The sequence below is a fragment of the Pseudonocardia sp. DSM 110487 genome, from assembly GCF_019468565.1.
Lineage (GTDB): Bacteria > Actinomycetota > Actinomycetes > Mycobacteriales > Pseudonocardiaceae > Pseudonocardia.
On sequence record NZ_CP080521.1, the window covers coordinates 8,135,991 to 8,149,200 of the forward strand.

At 72.4% G+C, this 13,210-nt stretch carries 17 protein-coding genes; 9 read left to right on the forward strand and 8 right to left on the reverse strand.

The genetic code is table 11. The annotated features are described in order from the left end of the window. Positions 1 to 48 precede the first annotated feature (48 nt). Positions 49 to 633, reverse strand: a complete 585-nt coding sequence (locus tag K1T35_RS38070) for an RNA polymerase sigma factor (RefSeq protein WP_220256552.1) — start codon at positions 631 to 633, stop codon at positions 49 to 51. A gap of 152 nt (positions 634 to 785) precedes the next feature. Between K1T35_RS38070 and K1T35_RS38075 the strand changes: the two genes are divergently transcribed. Further along, complete coding sequence (locus K1T35_RS38075; RefSeq protein ID WP_220256553.1) at positions 786 to 1,643, forward strand: hypothetical protein; 858 nt, start codon at positions 786 to 788, stop codon at positions 1,641 to 1,643. Beyond that, complete coding sequence (locus tag K1T35_RS38080; RefSeq protein WP_220256554.1) at positions 1,640 to 2,197, forward strand: DUF6529 family protein; 558 nt, start codon at positions 1,640 to 1,642, stop codon at positions 2,195 to 2,197. Before K1T35_RS38075 ends, K1T35_RS38080 begins: the two co-directional genes overlap by 4 nt. Here K1T35_RS38080 and K1T35_RS38085 read toward each other — a convergent pair. Next, a complete protein-coding gene (locus K1T35_RS38085) occupies positions 2,194 to 3,150 on the reverse strand; it encodes a methyltransferase (protein ID WP_220263103.1) in 957 nt (318 codons plus the stop codon). The genes K1T35_RS38080 and K1T35_RS38085 overlap by 4 nt on opposite strands. Before the next feature lie 215 nt (positions 3,151 to 3,365). Between K1T35_RS38085 and K1T35_RS38090 the strand changes: the two genes are divergently transcribed. From K1T35_RS38090 to K1T35_RS38100, 3 genes are read left to right on the forward strand one after another with little or no spacing between them, the layout of a single operon-like run. Beyond that, a complete protein-coding gene (locus tag K1T35_RS38090) occupies positions 3,366 to 3,764 on the forward strand; it encodes a cupin domain-containing protein (protein ID WP_255621175.1) in 399 nt (132 codons plus the stop codon). Between the two features lie 17 nt (positions 3,765 to 3,781). Beyond that, complete coding sequence (locus K1T35_RS38095; RefSeq protein WP_255621176.1) at positions 3,782 to 4,657, forward strand: alpha/beta fold hydrolase; 876 nt, start codon at positions 3,782 to 3,784, stop codon at positions 4,655 to 4,657. Continuing rightward, positions 4,657 to 5,310, forward strand: coding sequence for an RraA family protein (locus K1T35_RS38100; protein ID WP_220256555.1), 654 nt, complete (start codon positions 4,657 to 4,659; stop codon positions 5,308 to 5,310). The genes K1T35_RS38095 and K1T35_RS38100 overlap by 1 nt, the downstream gene beginning before the upstream one ends. 1,044 nt (positions 5,311 to 6,354) lie before the next feature. On the opposite strand, the gene K1T35_RS38105 is transcribed toward K1T35_RS38100, so the two are convergent. Genes K1T35_RS38105 through K1T35_RS38115 form a run of 3 tightly spaced genes read right to left on the reverse strand, consistent with a single transcriptional unit; the run spans position 6,355 to position 7,999 of the window. After that, positions 6,355 to 6,708, reverse strand: coding sequence for a VOC family protein (locus tag K1T35_RS38105; RefSeq protein WP_255621177.1), 354 nt, complete (start codon positions 6,706 to 6,708; stop codon positions 6,355 to 6,357). After that, entirely contained in the window at positions 6,705 to 7,415 is a 711-nt protein-coding gene (locus K1T35_RS38110) for a Mut7-C ubiquitin/RNAse domain-containing protein (protein WP_255621179.1), read from the reverse strand. The genes K1T35_RS38105 and K1T35_RS38110 overlap by 4 nt, the downstream gene beginning before the upstream one ends. Continuing rightward, a complete protein-coding gene (locus K1T35_RS38115; RefSeq protein ID WP_220256556.1) occupies positions 7,412 to 7,999 on the reverse strand; it encodes a TetR/AcrR family transcriptional regulator in 588 nt (195 codons plus the stop codon). Before K1T35_RS38115 ends, K1T35_RS38110 begins: the two co-directional genes overlap by 4 nt. A gap of 42 nt (positions 8,000 to 8,041) precedes the next feature. Here K1T35_RS38115 and K1T35_RS38120 point away from each other — a divergent pair, with 42 nt between their 5' ends. Both K1T35_RS38120 and K1T35_RS38125 read left to right on the forward strand, forming a co-directional pair. Then, the gene (locus tag K1T35_RS38120) at positions 8,042 to 8,551 is read left to right on the forward strand and encodes a PH domain-containing protein (protein WP_220256557.1); all 510 of its coding nucleotides are present in this window, start codon (positions 8,042 to 8,044) and stop codon (positions 8,549 to 8,551) included. A gap of 50 nt (positions 8,552 to 8,601) precedes the next feature. Next, on the forward strand, positions 8,602 to 10,107 hold the full coding sequence (locus tag K1T35_RS38125) for a PH domain-containing protein (protein ID WP_220263108.1): 1,506 nt from the start codon (positions 8,602 to 8,604) through the stop codon (positions 10,105 to 10,107). Here the strand turns inward: K1T35_RS38125 and K1T35_RS38130 are convergent. Further along, positions 10,093 to 10,635 carry a TetR family transcriptional regulator gene (locus K1T35_RS38130; protein WP_220256558.1) on the reverse strand — a complete coding sequence of 181 codons (543 nt, stop codon included), beginning with the start codon at positions 10,633 to 10,635 and terminating at the stop codon, positions 10,093 to 10,095. The genes K1T35_RS38125 and K1T35_RS38130 overlap by 15 nt on opposite strands. 48 nt (positions 10,636 to 10,683) lie before the next feature. Between K1T35_RS38130 and K1T35_RS38135 the strand changes: the two genes are divergently transcribed. Beyond that, the gene (locus K1T35_RS38135) at positions 10,684 to 11,181 is read left to right on the forward strand and encodes a GNAT family N-acetyltransferase (RefSeq protein ID WP_220256559.1); all 498 of its coding nucleotides are present in this window, start codon (positions 10,684 to 10,686) and stop codon (positions 11,179 to 11,181) included. Between the two features lies 1 nt (position 11,182). Here the strand turns inward: K1T35_RS38135 and K1T35_RS38140 are convergent, their stop codons facing one another. Next, positions 11,183 to 11,338, reverse strand: a complete 156-nt coding sequence (locus K1T35_RS38140) for a hypothetical protein (protein WP_220256560.1) — start codon at positions 11,336 to 11,338, stop codon at positions 11,183 to 11,185. Positions 11,339 to 11,587: 249 nt separating this feature from the next. After that, the gene (locus K1T35_RS38145; RefSeq protein ID WP_370645533.1) at positions 11,588 to 12,337 is read right to left on the reverse strand and encodes an HAD-IIA family hydrolase; all 750 of its coding nucleotides are present in this window, start codon (positions 12,335 to 12,337) and stop codon (positions 11,588 to 11,590) included. A gap of 107 nt (positions 12,338 to 12,444) precedes the next feature. Between K1T35_RS38145 and K1T35_RS38150 the strand changes: the two genes are divergently transcribed. Further along, the gene (locus K1T35_RS38150) at positions 12,445 to 13,209 is read left to right on the forward strand and encodes a hypothetical protein (RefSeq protein ID WP_220256561.1); all 765 of its coding nucleotides are present in this window, start codon (positions 12,445 to 12,447) and stop codon (positions 13,207 to 13,209) included. Position 13,210 lies beyond the last annotated feature (1 nt).

Here is a 13,210-nt window from a genome sequence, read left to right on the forward strand (position 1 = left end):
GCGTGGTCCGAACGATAGGACGCGGCGCACGGGGCGGCTATCCGCTGCTCAGTGCATGGTGCCATCGAGCTGTGCGCGCAACGCGCGGAGCGCGTAGTAGACGCGGCTCTTCGCCGTGCCGACCGGGATGCCCAGTCGCGCGGCGGCCTGCTCATAGGTCAGCTCCTCGATGAAGATGGCGGTCAGGATGGCGCGACCGTCGGGAGTCAGCCCGGCGAGTCCCCGGTACACCTCCTCGGCGGTGTCGTAGCGGGCGAACGTGTCGGACGGGTCGGCGAGCTGTGCGGCCTGGTCGGCCTCCGCGTGCAGCGCAGGCCGTCGGCCGCGGCCGCGCACGGCGTCGATGACGGCGTTGCGGGCGATCGCGAAGAGCCATGTGCGCAGCCGGGCGACGCGTTCGCGCGCATCCCCGTCCGGCATGCGGAAGTTTGAGCAGTGGCGCCATGCACGCAGGAACACGTCCTGGGTGATCTCCTCTGCGAGCCCGTGGTCGGCGAGTGCCTTGCGGCAGTAGCCGGTGAGCTCGCCGGAGAGGGCGGCATGGGCCTGCGCGAACCCGTCCCCCGTGCACAGGCGGGCACAGGACGGGGCGCATGAATTGGTGGTAGGGGCGTTGAGCTCGAGTGTTGGCATGGCGGCGGTCCTACGGTCGAGGGACGGTGCGTTCCTCGGGGGCGCCGCAACTGTCGCCTTCGAGGACAGGTCCGGTCTGTCAGCGAGCCGACACTCGCCACGTACTCGCGCACACACTCGAACTCTCGAGCGGCCGGGCACGTATCCGGGCCATGAGCGGCCGCCCTGTGGCATGCCCGAGCTGGCAGGACACCGTCGTCGACCTCGTGGTCGGCGTCGCCCCGCCGGCGCGGGCCACCGCGTTCCATCGGCACCGGGCCCGCTGCGACGCCTGCCGGGCCGAGTACGCGTCGGCGCTGTCACTCGCAACGGTGCTGGGTAACGGCGGCGACGCCTTTCCGAATCCTGCTGGGAGCCCATCCGAGGGGGTACCGATGAAGGGCCATCGAGGGCCGCTGCTGACCCTGCTCGCCGTGGCCGGCCTCGCGGCAGTGCTGCTGGGCGTCAACGTCGCGAGGGAGCCCGCGCCGGTCGCTGCGCCCACCGTGGTGCCGGCGCCGGCTCCCACCGAGGCGCCCCCGACCACTCAGCCGCTCCCGGCCGAGGTCGCCTACGCGGGCCGGACCGCGGGGAACGAGGCCACCATCGCGATAGCGATGAAGGACGGACGGGCCGTGGCCTACCTGTGCGACGGGAAGAAGATCGAAGCATGGCTCGAGGGCACGGTCGAGGGGTCGACGTTCTCCCTCGAGGGGCCCGACGGCGCCGCGGCCACCGGCGAGGTCGCAGACGGCGCGGTGTTCGGCGAGGCGACCGCGAAGGGCAAGCAATGGCCGTACTCCGCTGCGCTCGCCACCCCGCCGGCCGGCACGTACCGGGGCAGCGTCTCGGTCGCGGGGGTGCAGAAGCGGATCGGCTGGAACGTGCTGCCCGACGGCTCCGTCACCGGCATCGTCAGCGACCCGAACGGGGCGGCCCCGGCGCCACCGCTCGACCCGGCGGCCCGCACCGCGTCGCTCGACGGCGTGCCGGTCGACGTCGAACTCGTCACCGCCGGGGGGACGGGATGACGCACAGCTCACCACCCGCCGCCCGCAGCACCGCCGTCGTGGTCGTCCCGGTGGCGATCGGCGTCCTGGTCGCCGTGGCGCTCGGCGTGTACGGCCGTCTCCACGAGCCGGCCTTCTTCTCGGTCAACGTGGCGGGCTTCTCCAGCCCGGGTGCGGTGAAGTCGTGGCTGGCGACGGCCGCGTTCGTCCTCGCGCTGGTCCAGCTCGGCTCCGCGCTGGTCATGTGGGGCAAGATCCCCGGAGTCGCGGCGCCGTCGTGGATCGGCGGGCTGCACCGCTGGTCGGGCCGGCTGGCGGTGCTCGCCACCGTGCCGGTCGCGGTGCACTGCCTCTACGCGCTGGGCTTCGACTTCTCATCGCCGCGCACGCTCGTGCACTCGCTGCTCGGTTGCTTCTTCTACGGGGTCTTCGTCACGAAGATGCTCATGCTCAGCCGACCGAACGTGCCCGGATGGGCGCTGCCCGTGGTCGGCGGCCTCACCTTCACCGCGCTGACCGGTCTCTGGCTCACCTCCGCGGTGTGGTTCTTCACCACCACCGGCCTCACCTTCTAGCGCATCGATGGCCCGAGGTCAGGGCTGAACTCCAGCACCGTCCGCCCATCCGCCACCGGGCCGCTGCCGCGGAGCACGAGCCCACATTCGGCGGCCAGCGCGGCCAGCTCGTCGACCGTGCGCTCCCTCCCGCCGAAGCACATCAGCATGAACAGGTCCATCGCGGTGCCCGCCGCCCCCGCGCTCTCGATCACCACCACTGTGCCGTCCGGTGCGGCGGCCGAACGGCACCCGGTGAGGATCTTGCGGGCGTGTTCGTCGTCCCAGTCGTGCAGGATGTCGGACAGGAGATATGCGTCGGCTCCCGCCGGCAGCGGGTCGAAGAAGCTGCCGGGAACGGCACCGGCCCGCCCATCGAGCCCCGCCGCTGCGAACCTGTCCGCGGCAGCGGCAGCCGTAGGGGGCAGGTCCAGCACCCGTCCGTGAAGACCGGGGTGGGCCTGCAGGATCGCGGCGAGCACCATGCCGTCACCGCCGCCGACGTCGACGAGCTCGGAGAAGCGGCCCCAGTCGAAGCGTTCGGCGATCTGCGCCGCCTGCACCTGGAACCGCCAGTTCATCTGCGCGTCGAACGAGCGCCGCAACTCCGGGCTGGCGTCCAGGTCCGCCCAGAATTCGCGCCCGTAGCGCCGCACGTAGCCGGATGTGCCCGTGGTGATCGTCTCGAGCAGTTCGACGAACCCGAGCTCGGCGCGCCCGCCCGCGGCGTTGATGTCGAGCAAGGGCTTGATCCCCTCCGGGGCGTCCTCGGCCATCTGAGCGCCGAGTTCGGTGGGGCGGTAGGTGCCGGAGCCCGCGTCACGGTCGAACACGCCGATCGCGACCAGGTGCTCGAGCAGGCGTCGCAAGGCGGAGGGGGCGGTTCCGGTGGCCGCGGCGAGTTGCTCGGCCGTTGCTCCCGCACTTCCCGCGAGCTCCACGAGGCCGAGCGTCGCGGCCACGCGGATGGACATGGGGGTAGCCAGATCGGCGAGCGCCCGGATCGAGGGTGGTTCCACGGTCCGAACCTATTCACCCCGCCTGCCCCGACACCATGGAGCACGGCCGGCGGAACGTGAGGGGGCGATCCGCCGGCCGGGCTTGCACCCGGGTGCCCGATCTCCGCCGCCCGCACACATGGTCACGTTCGTACAAGACGGGGACGCCGCCGCCGGTGACGATCGGAGCCATGGCGATGAAGGAACCGGTCAACCTGACGACGGCGCTGGCCTCGTTCGACGAGGTGTACAGCCCACGGATCGTGGCCCGGATGAACGACTACGACGTGCGCATCGCCCACACGGAGGGCGAGCACGTCTGGCACGTGCACGAGGACACCGACGAGTTCTTCCTCGTACTGGACGGGCGCTTCGACGTCGCGATCCGGGAGGCCGACGGCACCGAGCGCACCGTCGTGCTGCACGAGGGCGACACGTTCGTCGTGCCGAAGGGCACCGAGCACAAGCCGTCCTCCCCCGGCGGCTCGATCCTGATGTTCGAGCCGAGCGGCACCTCGACCACCGGCGACCGGCACGAGGGCGAGATCCCCGGCCACGTGGACAGCACGACCGGTCACGAGCTCGGATAGCCGGTACGTTCCTGATCGTGTTCGAGGGGTTCGAGCGGGTCAGGGTCGATACCGGCGAGGCGACGATCAACGCCGTGCACGGCGGCACCGGGCCACCGGTGCTGCTGCTGCACGGGTTCCCCCAGACCTCGGCGATGTGGCACCGGGTGGCTCCCGCGCTGGCGCGGCGGCACACGGTGGTGGCCGCTGACCTGCGCGGCTACGGCGACTCCGCCCGCCCGCCCGCAGGTGCCGACCACGCGGCCTACTCGTTCCGCGCAATGGCGGCCGACCAGGTGGCGCTGATGCGCTCGCTCGGGCACGAGCGCTTCGCGGTGGTCGGGCACGACCGGGGCGCGCGCGTGACGCACCGGATGGCGCTCGACTCGCCGGACGCCGTCACGCGGCTGGCAGTGCTCGACATCCTGCCGACGCTGCACGTCTACACCCACGTCGACCGCCAGCTGGCCACGGCCTACTACCACTGGTTCCTCTACATCCAGCCCTTCGACGTCCCGGAACGGCTCATCGCGGGCGACCCCATCGGCTACCTGCACACCATCCTGGGCAGGTTCGGCGGCCGGGTGGACGCGTTCGCCCCGGAGGCGGTGGCCGAGTACGAACGCGTCTTCGCCGACCCCGACGCGCGCCACGCCATGATGGAGGACTACCGGGCAGGCGCCTCGATCGATCTCGAGCACGACCGCGCCGACGCCGGACGCCGGCTGGAGGCGCCGCTGCTCGCGATGTGGGGCACGCGGGGCGTCGTCGGACGCGGCCCGGACAACCCGGTCGCGGTGTGGCGCGAGCACGCCACCGACGTGTCCGGGGTGGGGCTCGACGCGGGCCACTACCTCGTGGAGGAGCGGCCGGACGAGGCGCTCGCCGCCATCGAACGATTCCTGGACGCGTGATGGACGACCTCGTCACACGGCTCGCCCGGCTGCAGGTCTCGTCGCTGTCGGACGCCGACAAGACGCTGCCGGTCTGCGACCCGGCGATCCACGCGCTGATCCCCGATGTCACGCTGGTGGGCACCGCGTTCACCGTCCGCGCCGACGGCGACTTGCTCGGCATGATCGACGCGATCGGCCGAGCTGAGCCGGGCACCGTGCTGGTGGTGGCCACGGACGGGCGGCCGCTCGCCGCGTCCGGGGAGCTGTTCGCCACCGAGGGCCGCAGGCGCGGGCTCGCCGGCATCGTCGTCGACGGGTTCTGCCGCGACCTCCGCGGGATCCGCCGGGTCGGACTCCCGGTGTACGCCCGCGGCACGACGCCGGCCGCGGGCCCCGCGCTCGGGCCCGCTGTCGTCCAGGAACCGGTGCCGTTCGGCGGGATCGAGGTGCGGCCGGGCGACCTCGTCTTCGGCGACGACGACGGCCTGCTCATCGCGCCGCCCGAGCGCATCGCGGCCGCAGTGGACCGGGCGGAGGAGATCGAGCGCGTCGAGGCGGAGGTGGCGGCCGCGATGCGCGGTGGCCGCAGCCTGCACGAGCTGACGAATGCCCCCGAACACCTCCGCGCGATCGCCGCGGGCGAGCCGAGCACGTTCCGCTTCCAGCCCTGACCGACGGTGGCCGAGCAGTCTGGTCGCTGGGCTCGGGAGGCGTCGGGTTTCGCGCCGAGCCGCTGATCATCGCCTGGGTCGCGGTGCGTTCCGCGGAACGCCCCCCGGGTTTCGGCCGGGTGCCGGACGCTTTCGTGGGCGCGCCGTACCCGGCCCCGGATAGCCCCCGGCCTCACCCACCAGCCCTCGGCTGCCGGCGTGCTCTCACCGGTTCACCTCAACCCTTCGCCTTGCGGGGTGGCTGGGCTGGGTGCACCACCGAATCATGTGGTTGCTCGGGCGGCCGTCCCCGACTGGGGGGCACGCCCGCTCCGGACGAGACCACCGCAATTTTGGTGCCACTTGACTGGCTGTGGTCCCGATCCTCGCCCACTGGCCACCCCTGGAATCTGGGGCGTGATCAGCGGAATCGGGACCGGAGCTGCACCACCTGCGGCTGGCGTCCCGTTCCTGCTGATCATGGACCTGCGCACGGGCCCTGTCCCTGGGGTGGTCTGGCCGTGATCATCCGGGAGAGGGCTGGGGTGGAGGGTCGGGACCACAGCCGGTTGCGTGGCACCCGAACCGCGGTGGTCTCGTCGAGAACGGGCGTGCCCCCCAGTCGGGGACGGCCGCCCACGCAACCCCAGGGTTCGGTAGTGCACCCAACCCAGCCACCCCCACAAGGCGAAGGGCGTCGAGGTGAACGGGCGGAACCCCACGCGAGGCCCGGCTCACGGGCGCGCGCCGGCGGGCCCGGGCCGGGAACGGCGCGCCCACCGGCAGCCGCCCGGCCAGACCGACCCGACGGACCGACACGATCGCGCCACCCCGGCCGCTCGACCGGCGGCGAGCATGATCCGAACCAGCGGTTGTCCACGGCTGCCCCCACAACCATGAGCAACCGAAACTCCGGATCATGGACGCGAAGATCGCAAGTAGCGGGTGCACACGGCTGCCGGCACAGCCATGAGCAACCGATACTTCGGATCATGGACGTGGCCACCACCGAACGGGACCCAGCAACAGCGCCGACCACCCATGATCACAAAATCCGCTGTAGGACTAGCCGATGCAGAACTCGTTGCCCTCCGGATCGGACATCACCGTCCAGCTGGTGCCGTTGCCGGAGCGGCGCTCGCCCCGGGTGGCACCGAGGGCGACGAGCCGGGCGATCTCGGCGTCCGGGTCGCGGGTGGCGAGGTCGACGTGCACCCGGTTCTTGCCCGCCTTCTGCTCGGGCACCTGGAAGAACAGCAGGTGGCGGACGCCGCGCGGGTCGGTGGCGCGCAGCCGCACGAAGTCGGGACGCTCCTCGGCCACCTCGTACCCGGTGGCCCCGGCCCAGAACGAGGCGACCCGGCGCGGGTCGACGCAGTCGAAGGTCACGTTGAACACGAACGACGTCATGACCGTCATGATGGGCGCACCCTGAGTGCTTCCGCGACGACCGCGTCGAGGCGCCGCCCGTGCGCGCCCCGCCAGTACACCCGGCCGCAGGACCGGCACCGGGAGAACCGCTCGTAGCACCGGCGGGTGCCCGGCTCCAGCCGGTCGGCGACCTCGGCCTTCTCCACCTCGACCAGCTCGCCGTTGCACGCCGAGCAGCGCGTCCACGGAGCGAGCGGCGGCGCGAAGCGGTCCAGCACGTCGGCCAGCTGCGCGCCCGCCCCGTGCCCTCGGACGTAGGCGCCCGCCCACAGCGCGCGGCGCATGAGCAGGCCACGGTCCTGGGTGAGCAGGACCCTGCGCTCCCGCCCTGCCCGCTCGACGAGGTCGGCGTCGTCGGCATCGTTGCTGTACGCGGTGTCGACGCCCAGCAGGCGCAGCCGCCGGGCGAGCGACCCGAGGTGGACGTCGAGCAGGAAGCGGGCGCTGCCCGGCAGGCGCTGCGGGCGGGGCAGCGGGTCGAGCTCGATCACCGTGCCGTCGCGGAGCCGGTCGGCCACCGGCGGCTTCACCTCGGTCAGCGGGATGCCGAGCGCCTGCACGACGTGGCCGACCGACGCGCTGCCGTCGTACGGCACCACGATCTCCGTACGTCGCCGGCGCGGCGGGAGGAAGAGCCACAGCGCCGGGTCGGGCCGGACCACGAGGTGCATCACGAGCGGGTTCCCGCTGATCACCGCGAGAACACCCGGTCGAGGTGGTAGTCCACGGTTGCCACGGCCTCGGCCGGTGTGCGGCCGCCGAGGACGATCGCCGTGGCCTGGGAGTCGATGAGCGCCCAGAGGATCACCGCCTCGTGTCGCGGATCGACCCCCTGCGCGAGGTCGGCCGCTGCGAGCCGCTCGGCGAGGAACTCGATCAGCCCCGGCCCGCCCGCCGCGACGACGGCGGCCATCCGATCGTCGGACATCGCACGGATGAAGAACGCGATGCCGGCAAGCCAGGACGCGCGGCTCGATGCGTCGGTCGGGAGGATCTCGACGATCACCGTCCGGACCACGTCGCGGATGGTCGGCGGGCGGCCCGCCGCGGTCAGCTTCTCGACGATCCGCTGCTCGTGCCGTCGCGACTGGTACTCGAAGGCGAAGACGAGCATCTCGTCCTTGCTGCGGAAGTAGTGCTGCACCCGGCCCATCGAGATCCCGGCCTCGGCCGCGACGTGCCGCAGGCTCACCGACTCCAGCCCCTCGGTCGCGGCGAGGCGCAGCACGGCATCGGCGATCTCACGGCGGCGCGCGTCGTGATCCACCCGTCTGGGCACCCAACCAGATTACAATGCGATCGCATTGCAAAAGGGGGAGACATGACGACAACGGAACGGGTGGGAGAGCTCCGGCTCCGGCCACCGCGCAACCCGGTCGACCCGCGGGCGGTCGGCTGGTGGCGCACCACGCTCGCGCTGCTCTTCGGCGCGCCGGTCGTGGTTCTCGTAGTGCTCGGGTTCCTGATCCCGCCTGCGCGGTTCTGGCTGCTGCTGCCCGCCGTGATCATCGTGATCGCCGGGCTGCCGCTGACGGTTGCGCTGCCGCGCTGGTGGTACCGCCTGCACCGGTGGGAGGTCACCGACGCCGCCGTCTACACCCGCTCCGGCTATTTCTGGCAGGAGTGGCGCGTGGCGCCGATGTCGCGGATCCAGACCGTCGACACCCAGCGCGGCCCACTGGAACAGCGCTTCGGGCTCGCGACCGTCACCGTCACGACGGCGTCGGCGAAGGGGGCGCTGAAGATCGAGGGACTCGACCACGAAGTGGCCGCCGACCTCGCCGAACGCCTCACCGCCTCCACGCAGGCCACTGCCGGGGACGCGACGTGACCGGCTGGACGTCGCTGGACCGGCGCACGGTCGCGGTCACCGCGCTCGTCATGGTGGGCGTGTCGGTCGCCGCGGGCGTGCCGACCGGCATCGGCATAGCTCGCGGCACGTCGGCCGGCACGGCCCTGCTCTGGCTGCTGCCGGCAGCAGCACTGCTCGTGGCGGGCGGCAGCGCCGTCGACTACGTCCGCTGGCGCCGCACGCGCTACCGGCTGACCCATGGCCGGGTCGAACTGCGCACCGGCATCCTGGTCAGCAAGCACCGGTCGCTGCAGCGCGACCGCATCCGCGCCGTCGACATCACGGCCGATCCCCTGCTGCGCGTGTTCGGGCTCGTGGCCGTGCGGATCGGAACCGGCGAGCAGTCCGGGGCGGGTGAGGGGTCGGTGGTGCTCCGGCCCGTGCCGGCCGCTGTCGGCGACGCGTTGCGGCGCGAGCTGCTGGACCGGGCGCACCCGCCGGCGGCGACGGACGGCGCGCTCGCCGGGTTCGATCCGGGCTGGATCCGGTACGCGCCGGTGTCGTTCCTCGCGCCCGTACTCGGCGCGAGCGCGTTCGGCGGTGTGCTCCAGGTGTCGGAGTGGTTCGGCCTCCAGTCCGCCGTGATCGACTGGGTCGGGAGCCTGTTCCGCGGCGTCCCCGTCGTGGCGATGATCGCGGCCCTCGCCGCGGCGGCGCTCGTCGTCGGCGCGGTCGCCTCGCTCGGGCTCTGGGTCGAGATGTGGTGGCATTACCGCCTGGAACGCGAGCCGGGCACGCTGCGGGTGCGCCGGGGCCTTTTCACCACCCGCTCGATCTCGATCGAGGAGGCGCGGCTGCGCGGCGTCGAGCTCGTCGAGCCGCTCGGCGTGCGCCTCTCGGGAGCGGCCCGGGTCGACGCGGTGGCCACCGGCATGGCGGGCGCGAAGAGCGACGACGACAAGTCCGACCGTCGCACCCTGCTGCCCGCAGCCCCGGTCGGGATCGCCCGGCGGGTCGCGGCCGACGTGCTGCGCGAACCCGAGTCCCCGCTCGACGCGGTCCACCTGACCGGACATCCCCTTGCCGCGCGCGGCAGGCGGCTGCGGTGGGCGCTCGGCACCGTCGTCGCGATCGAGGCGGGGCTGGTACTACTCGGCGCGCTGCTCACCGACGTGCTGCTGCACATCGCCTGGATCAGCGCGCTCGTGCTCGTGCCGCTCGCCGCGGTACTGGCCGTGGACGAGTACCGCGGCCTCGGCCACGGGCTCGGCGAGCGGTACCTGGTGACCCGCAGCGGCAGCCTCCGCCGGGCGACGGTGGCGCTGCAGCGTGGCGGCATCATCGGCTGGACGTTCCGGCAGTCGGTATTCCAGCGGCGTGCGGGCTTGGTCACGGTGCTCGCGACGACGGCAGCGGGCGCGGGCGCGTACGCGGTGCCCGACGCGGGGTCGGACGACGGGCTCGCCCTCGCGGTGACCGCCGTCCCCGGACTGCTGGACCCGTTCCTCGAGCCCCCAGCCGTTCCGACGAACGGCGCGTTCGTCGGAACCTATCCGACCGACGCGCCGTTCGTCGGAAGATCACATCCTCGCTAGCGTGCGCCGCACGGCTACGGTCGTGCGCTCCACATCGCCCGTGGCGAGCAGGTCCAGCAGTGCGCCGCGCAGGGTCGCGAGCACCTCGGTCGGGTCGCCCTTCGGGCCGAGCACCCCACCGAGCACCTCGATCCAGTCCTGCACGCCCTGCGCGGCGAAGCCGGCCCACGGCCCGTCCGGCTCCACGAGCGAGCGGGCGTAGCCCTCCGCCCACAGCCGCAGCAGGTCGCGCCGCTGCGGTGCGGCGAGCCACCCCCATAGCCCCTCGATGACCTCCGCCGGACCTCCTCCCTCCGCCCGCACCCGCGCGAGCAGCGCGAGCTCCTCGGTGCGCGACCGCCCCAGCAGCGCCCGCACCAGCCCGTCCTTGGAACCGAACAGGTACAGCAGCACGCGCGGGCTCGACCCGACGGCCTCCGCGAGCGGGCGCAGCGACATCGCGGCCATGCCGTTGCGGAGCACGTAGGCGTACGCCAGCTCCAGCAGCTCCTCCCGGCGGGCGGAAGGAACTTGCGGATCGGCGCTCATGGCGACAGTCTGCACTGAAACACTTGTTTCAGTCCATGGAGGGTAGCGATGGGCGATGTGCAGATCCGCGAGCTGGGACAGCCGGGAGACCTCGGCTGGGTGGTGCTCGCGCACGGCGAGCAGTACGCGGCGGAGTTCGGCTGGGACGGCTCGTTCGAGGCGCTCGTAGCCCGGATCGTGGCCGAGTTCGGGGAGGGCAACGACCCCGCGCGCGAGCGGGCGTGGATCGCCGAGCTCGACGGCAGGCGCGTGGGGTGCGTCTTCTGCGTGGCGGACGACGAACCGGGCACGGCCAAGCTGCGGATCCTGCTCGTGCACCCGGACGCCCGCGGCCACGGCGTCGGCACGCGGCTCGTGGACACCTGCGTGGCCTTCGCCCGCGAGGCGGGCTACGAGCGTATGCGGCTCTGGACGAACGACGTGCTCGTCGCGGCCCGCCGGATATACCTCGCCGAAGGCTTCCGGCTCGTGGCCGAGGAGCCACACCGCAGCTTCGGCGTGGACCTGGTGGGGCAGGACTACGAGCTCGACCTGGCCCGGGTGTGACCTACGCGGCCACGGCCTCCCACCGCCAGCTCTCGCTCATCGGCTCCCTGCAGTCGGGGCAGGGCACCTCGCAACCGGCCGTCGCCGTGACCGGCAGCTCGGCCTCGACGCCGCACCCGGTGCACACCCACCATCCGGTCGTGATCGTCGTGTTCATGGCTCGATGCTAAATGACACCACTGTCATTTCCCGTGACGCGCCGCCGCGCGGACCGCGGAGTAACACGGGCGCGGCGCGTCGCGAGTGGATCCGCGGGGGTGGGGTTGACCACGGGCCCCGCGCGGAGCGCAGGGCCCGCGCGCGTCCCCGGCGCCGCGCCCGGCCGGAGAACCCCTCCTCACCGGCCCCGGATCCGCACCGACGTGCCCGCGTGGTGCGGATCCGGCCAGAGGGTCATCTTGGCCTCTCAGACCTCGCTGACGAGGTCGGCGATCGAGGCCACCACCCGGTTGGGTCGGTACGGGTAGCGGTCGACCTCCTCTGCCTGGGTGATGCCGGTCAGCACCAGCACCGTGCGCATGCCGGCCTCGAGGCCGGCGATGATGTCGGTGTCCATCCGATCGCCGATCATCACCGTCGTCTCGGAATGGGCCTCCAGCCGGTTCAGCGCCGCCCGCATCATGAGCGAGTTCGGCTTGCCGATGAAGTAGGGCTCCACCCCGGTGGCCCGGCTGATCAGCGCGGCCACGGCGCCGGTCGCCGGCAGGACCCCGTCCACCGACGGCCCGGTCGGGTCCGGGTTCGTGGCCACCCACCGCGCGCCGCCCTTGATCAGCCGGACCGCCGTGGTCACCGCCTCGAAGCTGTAGGTGCGCGTCTCCCCCAGCACGACGTAGTCGGGCGCGTTGTCGGTGAGCACGTAACCGATCTCGTGCAGGGCCGTGGTGAGTCCGGCCTCGCCCACCACGTAGGCGCTGCCCTGCGGCCGCTGGTCATCGAGGAAGCTCGCGGTGGCGAGCGCCGACGTCCAGATCGACTCCACGGGTAGGTCGATACCAGTCGTCCGCAGGCGGAACTGAAGGTCTCGCGGTGTGTAGATCGAGTTGTTGGTGAGCACGAGGAACGGCCTGCCGGTGTCGCGCAGGCGGGTGATGAACTCGTCGGCGCCAGGGATCAGGCGTCCCTCGTGCACGAGGACACCGTCCATATCGGTCATCCAGCACTCGATCGGCTTGGAGTCGGCCACGGCTGGGCAGCCTATTGGAACGAGGCCGGTCTGACCTGCGTTGGACGATGTGACGGCTGCAGAGGAAGTGGTTCGAGATGGACGTGCTCCTGACCATCGTGGTCCTCGCTCTGATCGTGGTCGGCGTCGCGTGGTTGATTCGCCAGCGCAACGCGGCCAAGTCCCGCGAGCTGGAGGACGCCAAGTCCGAAGCACGACGGTGGGTGGAGCGGCTGGGCGGCCAGGTGCTCAACCTCGTCGGCACGGACGACGCGTCCAAGCAGGCGCTCGCCGACGCGGCGGAACGCTACAACGCTGCCGGCTCCCAGATGGAGCAGGCGCGCAGTACAGCCCAGGCACAGCAGGTCACCGAGACCGCCCGCGAGGGTCTCTACTACGTGCGCGCCGCCCGCACCGCGATGGGCATCGACCCCGGCCCCGAGCTGCCCCCGCTTCCCGGCCAGCAGCGGGCGGGCGCCGTCAGCGAGGAGCGCGAGGTCGAGGTGGAGGGCCACGCCTACAGCGCATCGCCCACGCCTTCGGGCCGCAACCAGCACTACTACCCCGGTGGCGTCGTGGCCGGGCGGCCGGTCCCGCAGGGCTGGTACTCCGAGCCGTGGTGGAAGCCCGCCCTCGTCGCGGGAGCATGGGGTATCGGGTCGGTCCTGCTGTTCAGCGCGATGTTCTCCGGCATGTCCGGCGTGGCCTACTCCGACGGGTTCGCCGACGGCGCGGCGTCCGCCGACGGAGGAGCCGACGACGCGCAGGGTGACGTCGGCGCCGACATGGGTGATCCCGGTGGGGTCGACGGTGGCGGGTTCGACGCCGGCGGCGGTTTTGACGGCGGGTTCGGCGACTTCTGAG

Bases quoted from the DNA above. Each gene is read 5' to 3' on its own strand.
- K1T35_RS38120 (WP_220256557.1), top strand. From the start codon at position 8,042: ATGACGACAACGGAACGGGTGGGAGAGCTCCGGCTCCGGCCACCGCGC.
- K1T35_RS38085 (WP_220263103.1), bottom strand. From the start codon at position 3,150: ATGTCCATCCGCGTGGCCGCGACGCTCGGCCTCGTGGAGCTCGCGGGA.
- K1T35_RS38100 (WP_220256555.1), top strand. From the start codon at position 4,657: ATGGACGACCTCGTCACACGGCTCGCCCGGCTGCAGGTCTCGTCGCTG.
- K1T35_RS38090 (WP_255621175.1), top strand. From the start codon at position 3,366: ATGGCGATGAAGGAACCGGTCAACCTGACGACGGCGCTGGCCTCGTTC.
- K1T35_RS38105 (WP_255621177.1), bottom strand. From the start codon at position 6,708: ATGACGGTCATGACGTCGTTCGTGTTCAACGTGACCTTCGACTGCGTC.
- K1T35_RS38145 (WP_370645533.1), bottom strand. From the start codon at position 12,337: ATGACCGATATGGACGGTGTCCTCGTGCACGAGGGACGCCTGATCCCT.
- K1T35_RS38130 (WP_220256558.1), bottom strand. From the start codon at position 10,635: ATGAGCGCCGATCCGCAAGTTCCTTCCGCCCGCCGGGAGGAGCTGCTG.
- K1T35_RS38150 (WP_220256561.1), top strand. From the start codon at position 12,445: ATGGACGTGCTCCTGACCATCGTGGTCCTCGCTCTGATCGTGGTCGGC.
- K1T35_RS38140 (WP_220256560.1), bottom strand. From the start codon at position 11,338: ATGAACACGACGATCACGACCGGATGGTGGGTGTGCACCGGGTGCGGC.
- K1T35_RS38080 (WP_220256554.1), top strand. From the start codon at position 1,640: ATGACGCACAGCTCACCACCCGCCGCCCGCAGCACCGCCGTCGTGGTC.
- K1T35_RS38125 (WP_220263108.1), top strand. From the start codon at position 8,602: ATGGTGGGCGTGTCGGTCGCCGCGGGCGTGCCGACCGGCATCGGCATA.
- K1T35_RS38135 (WP_220256559.1), top strand. From the start codon at position 10,684: ATGGGCGATGTGCAGATCCGCGAGCTGGGACAGCCGGGAGACCTCGGC.
- K1T35_RS38075 (WP_220256553.1), top strand. From the start codon at position 786: ATGAGCGGCCGCCCTGTGGCATGCCCGAGCTGGCAGGACACCGTCGTC.
- K1T35_RS38070 (WP_220256552.1), bottom strand. From the start codon at position 633: ATGCCAACACTCGAGCTCAACGCCCCTACCACCAATTCATGCGCCCCG.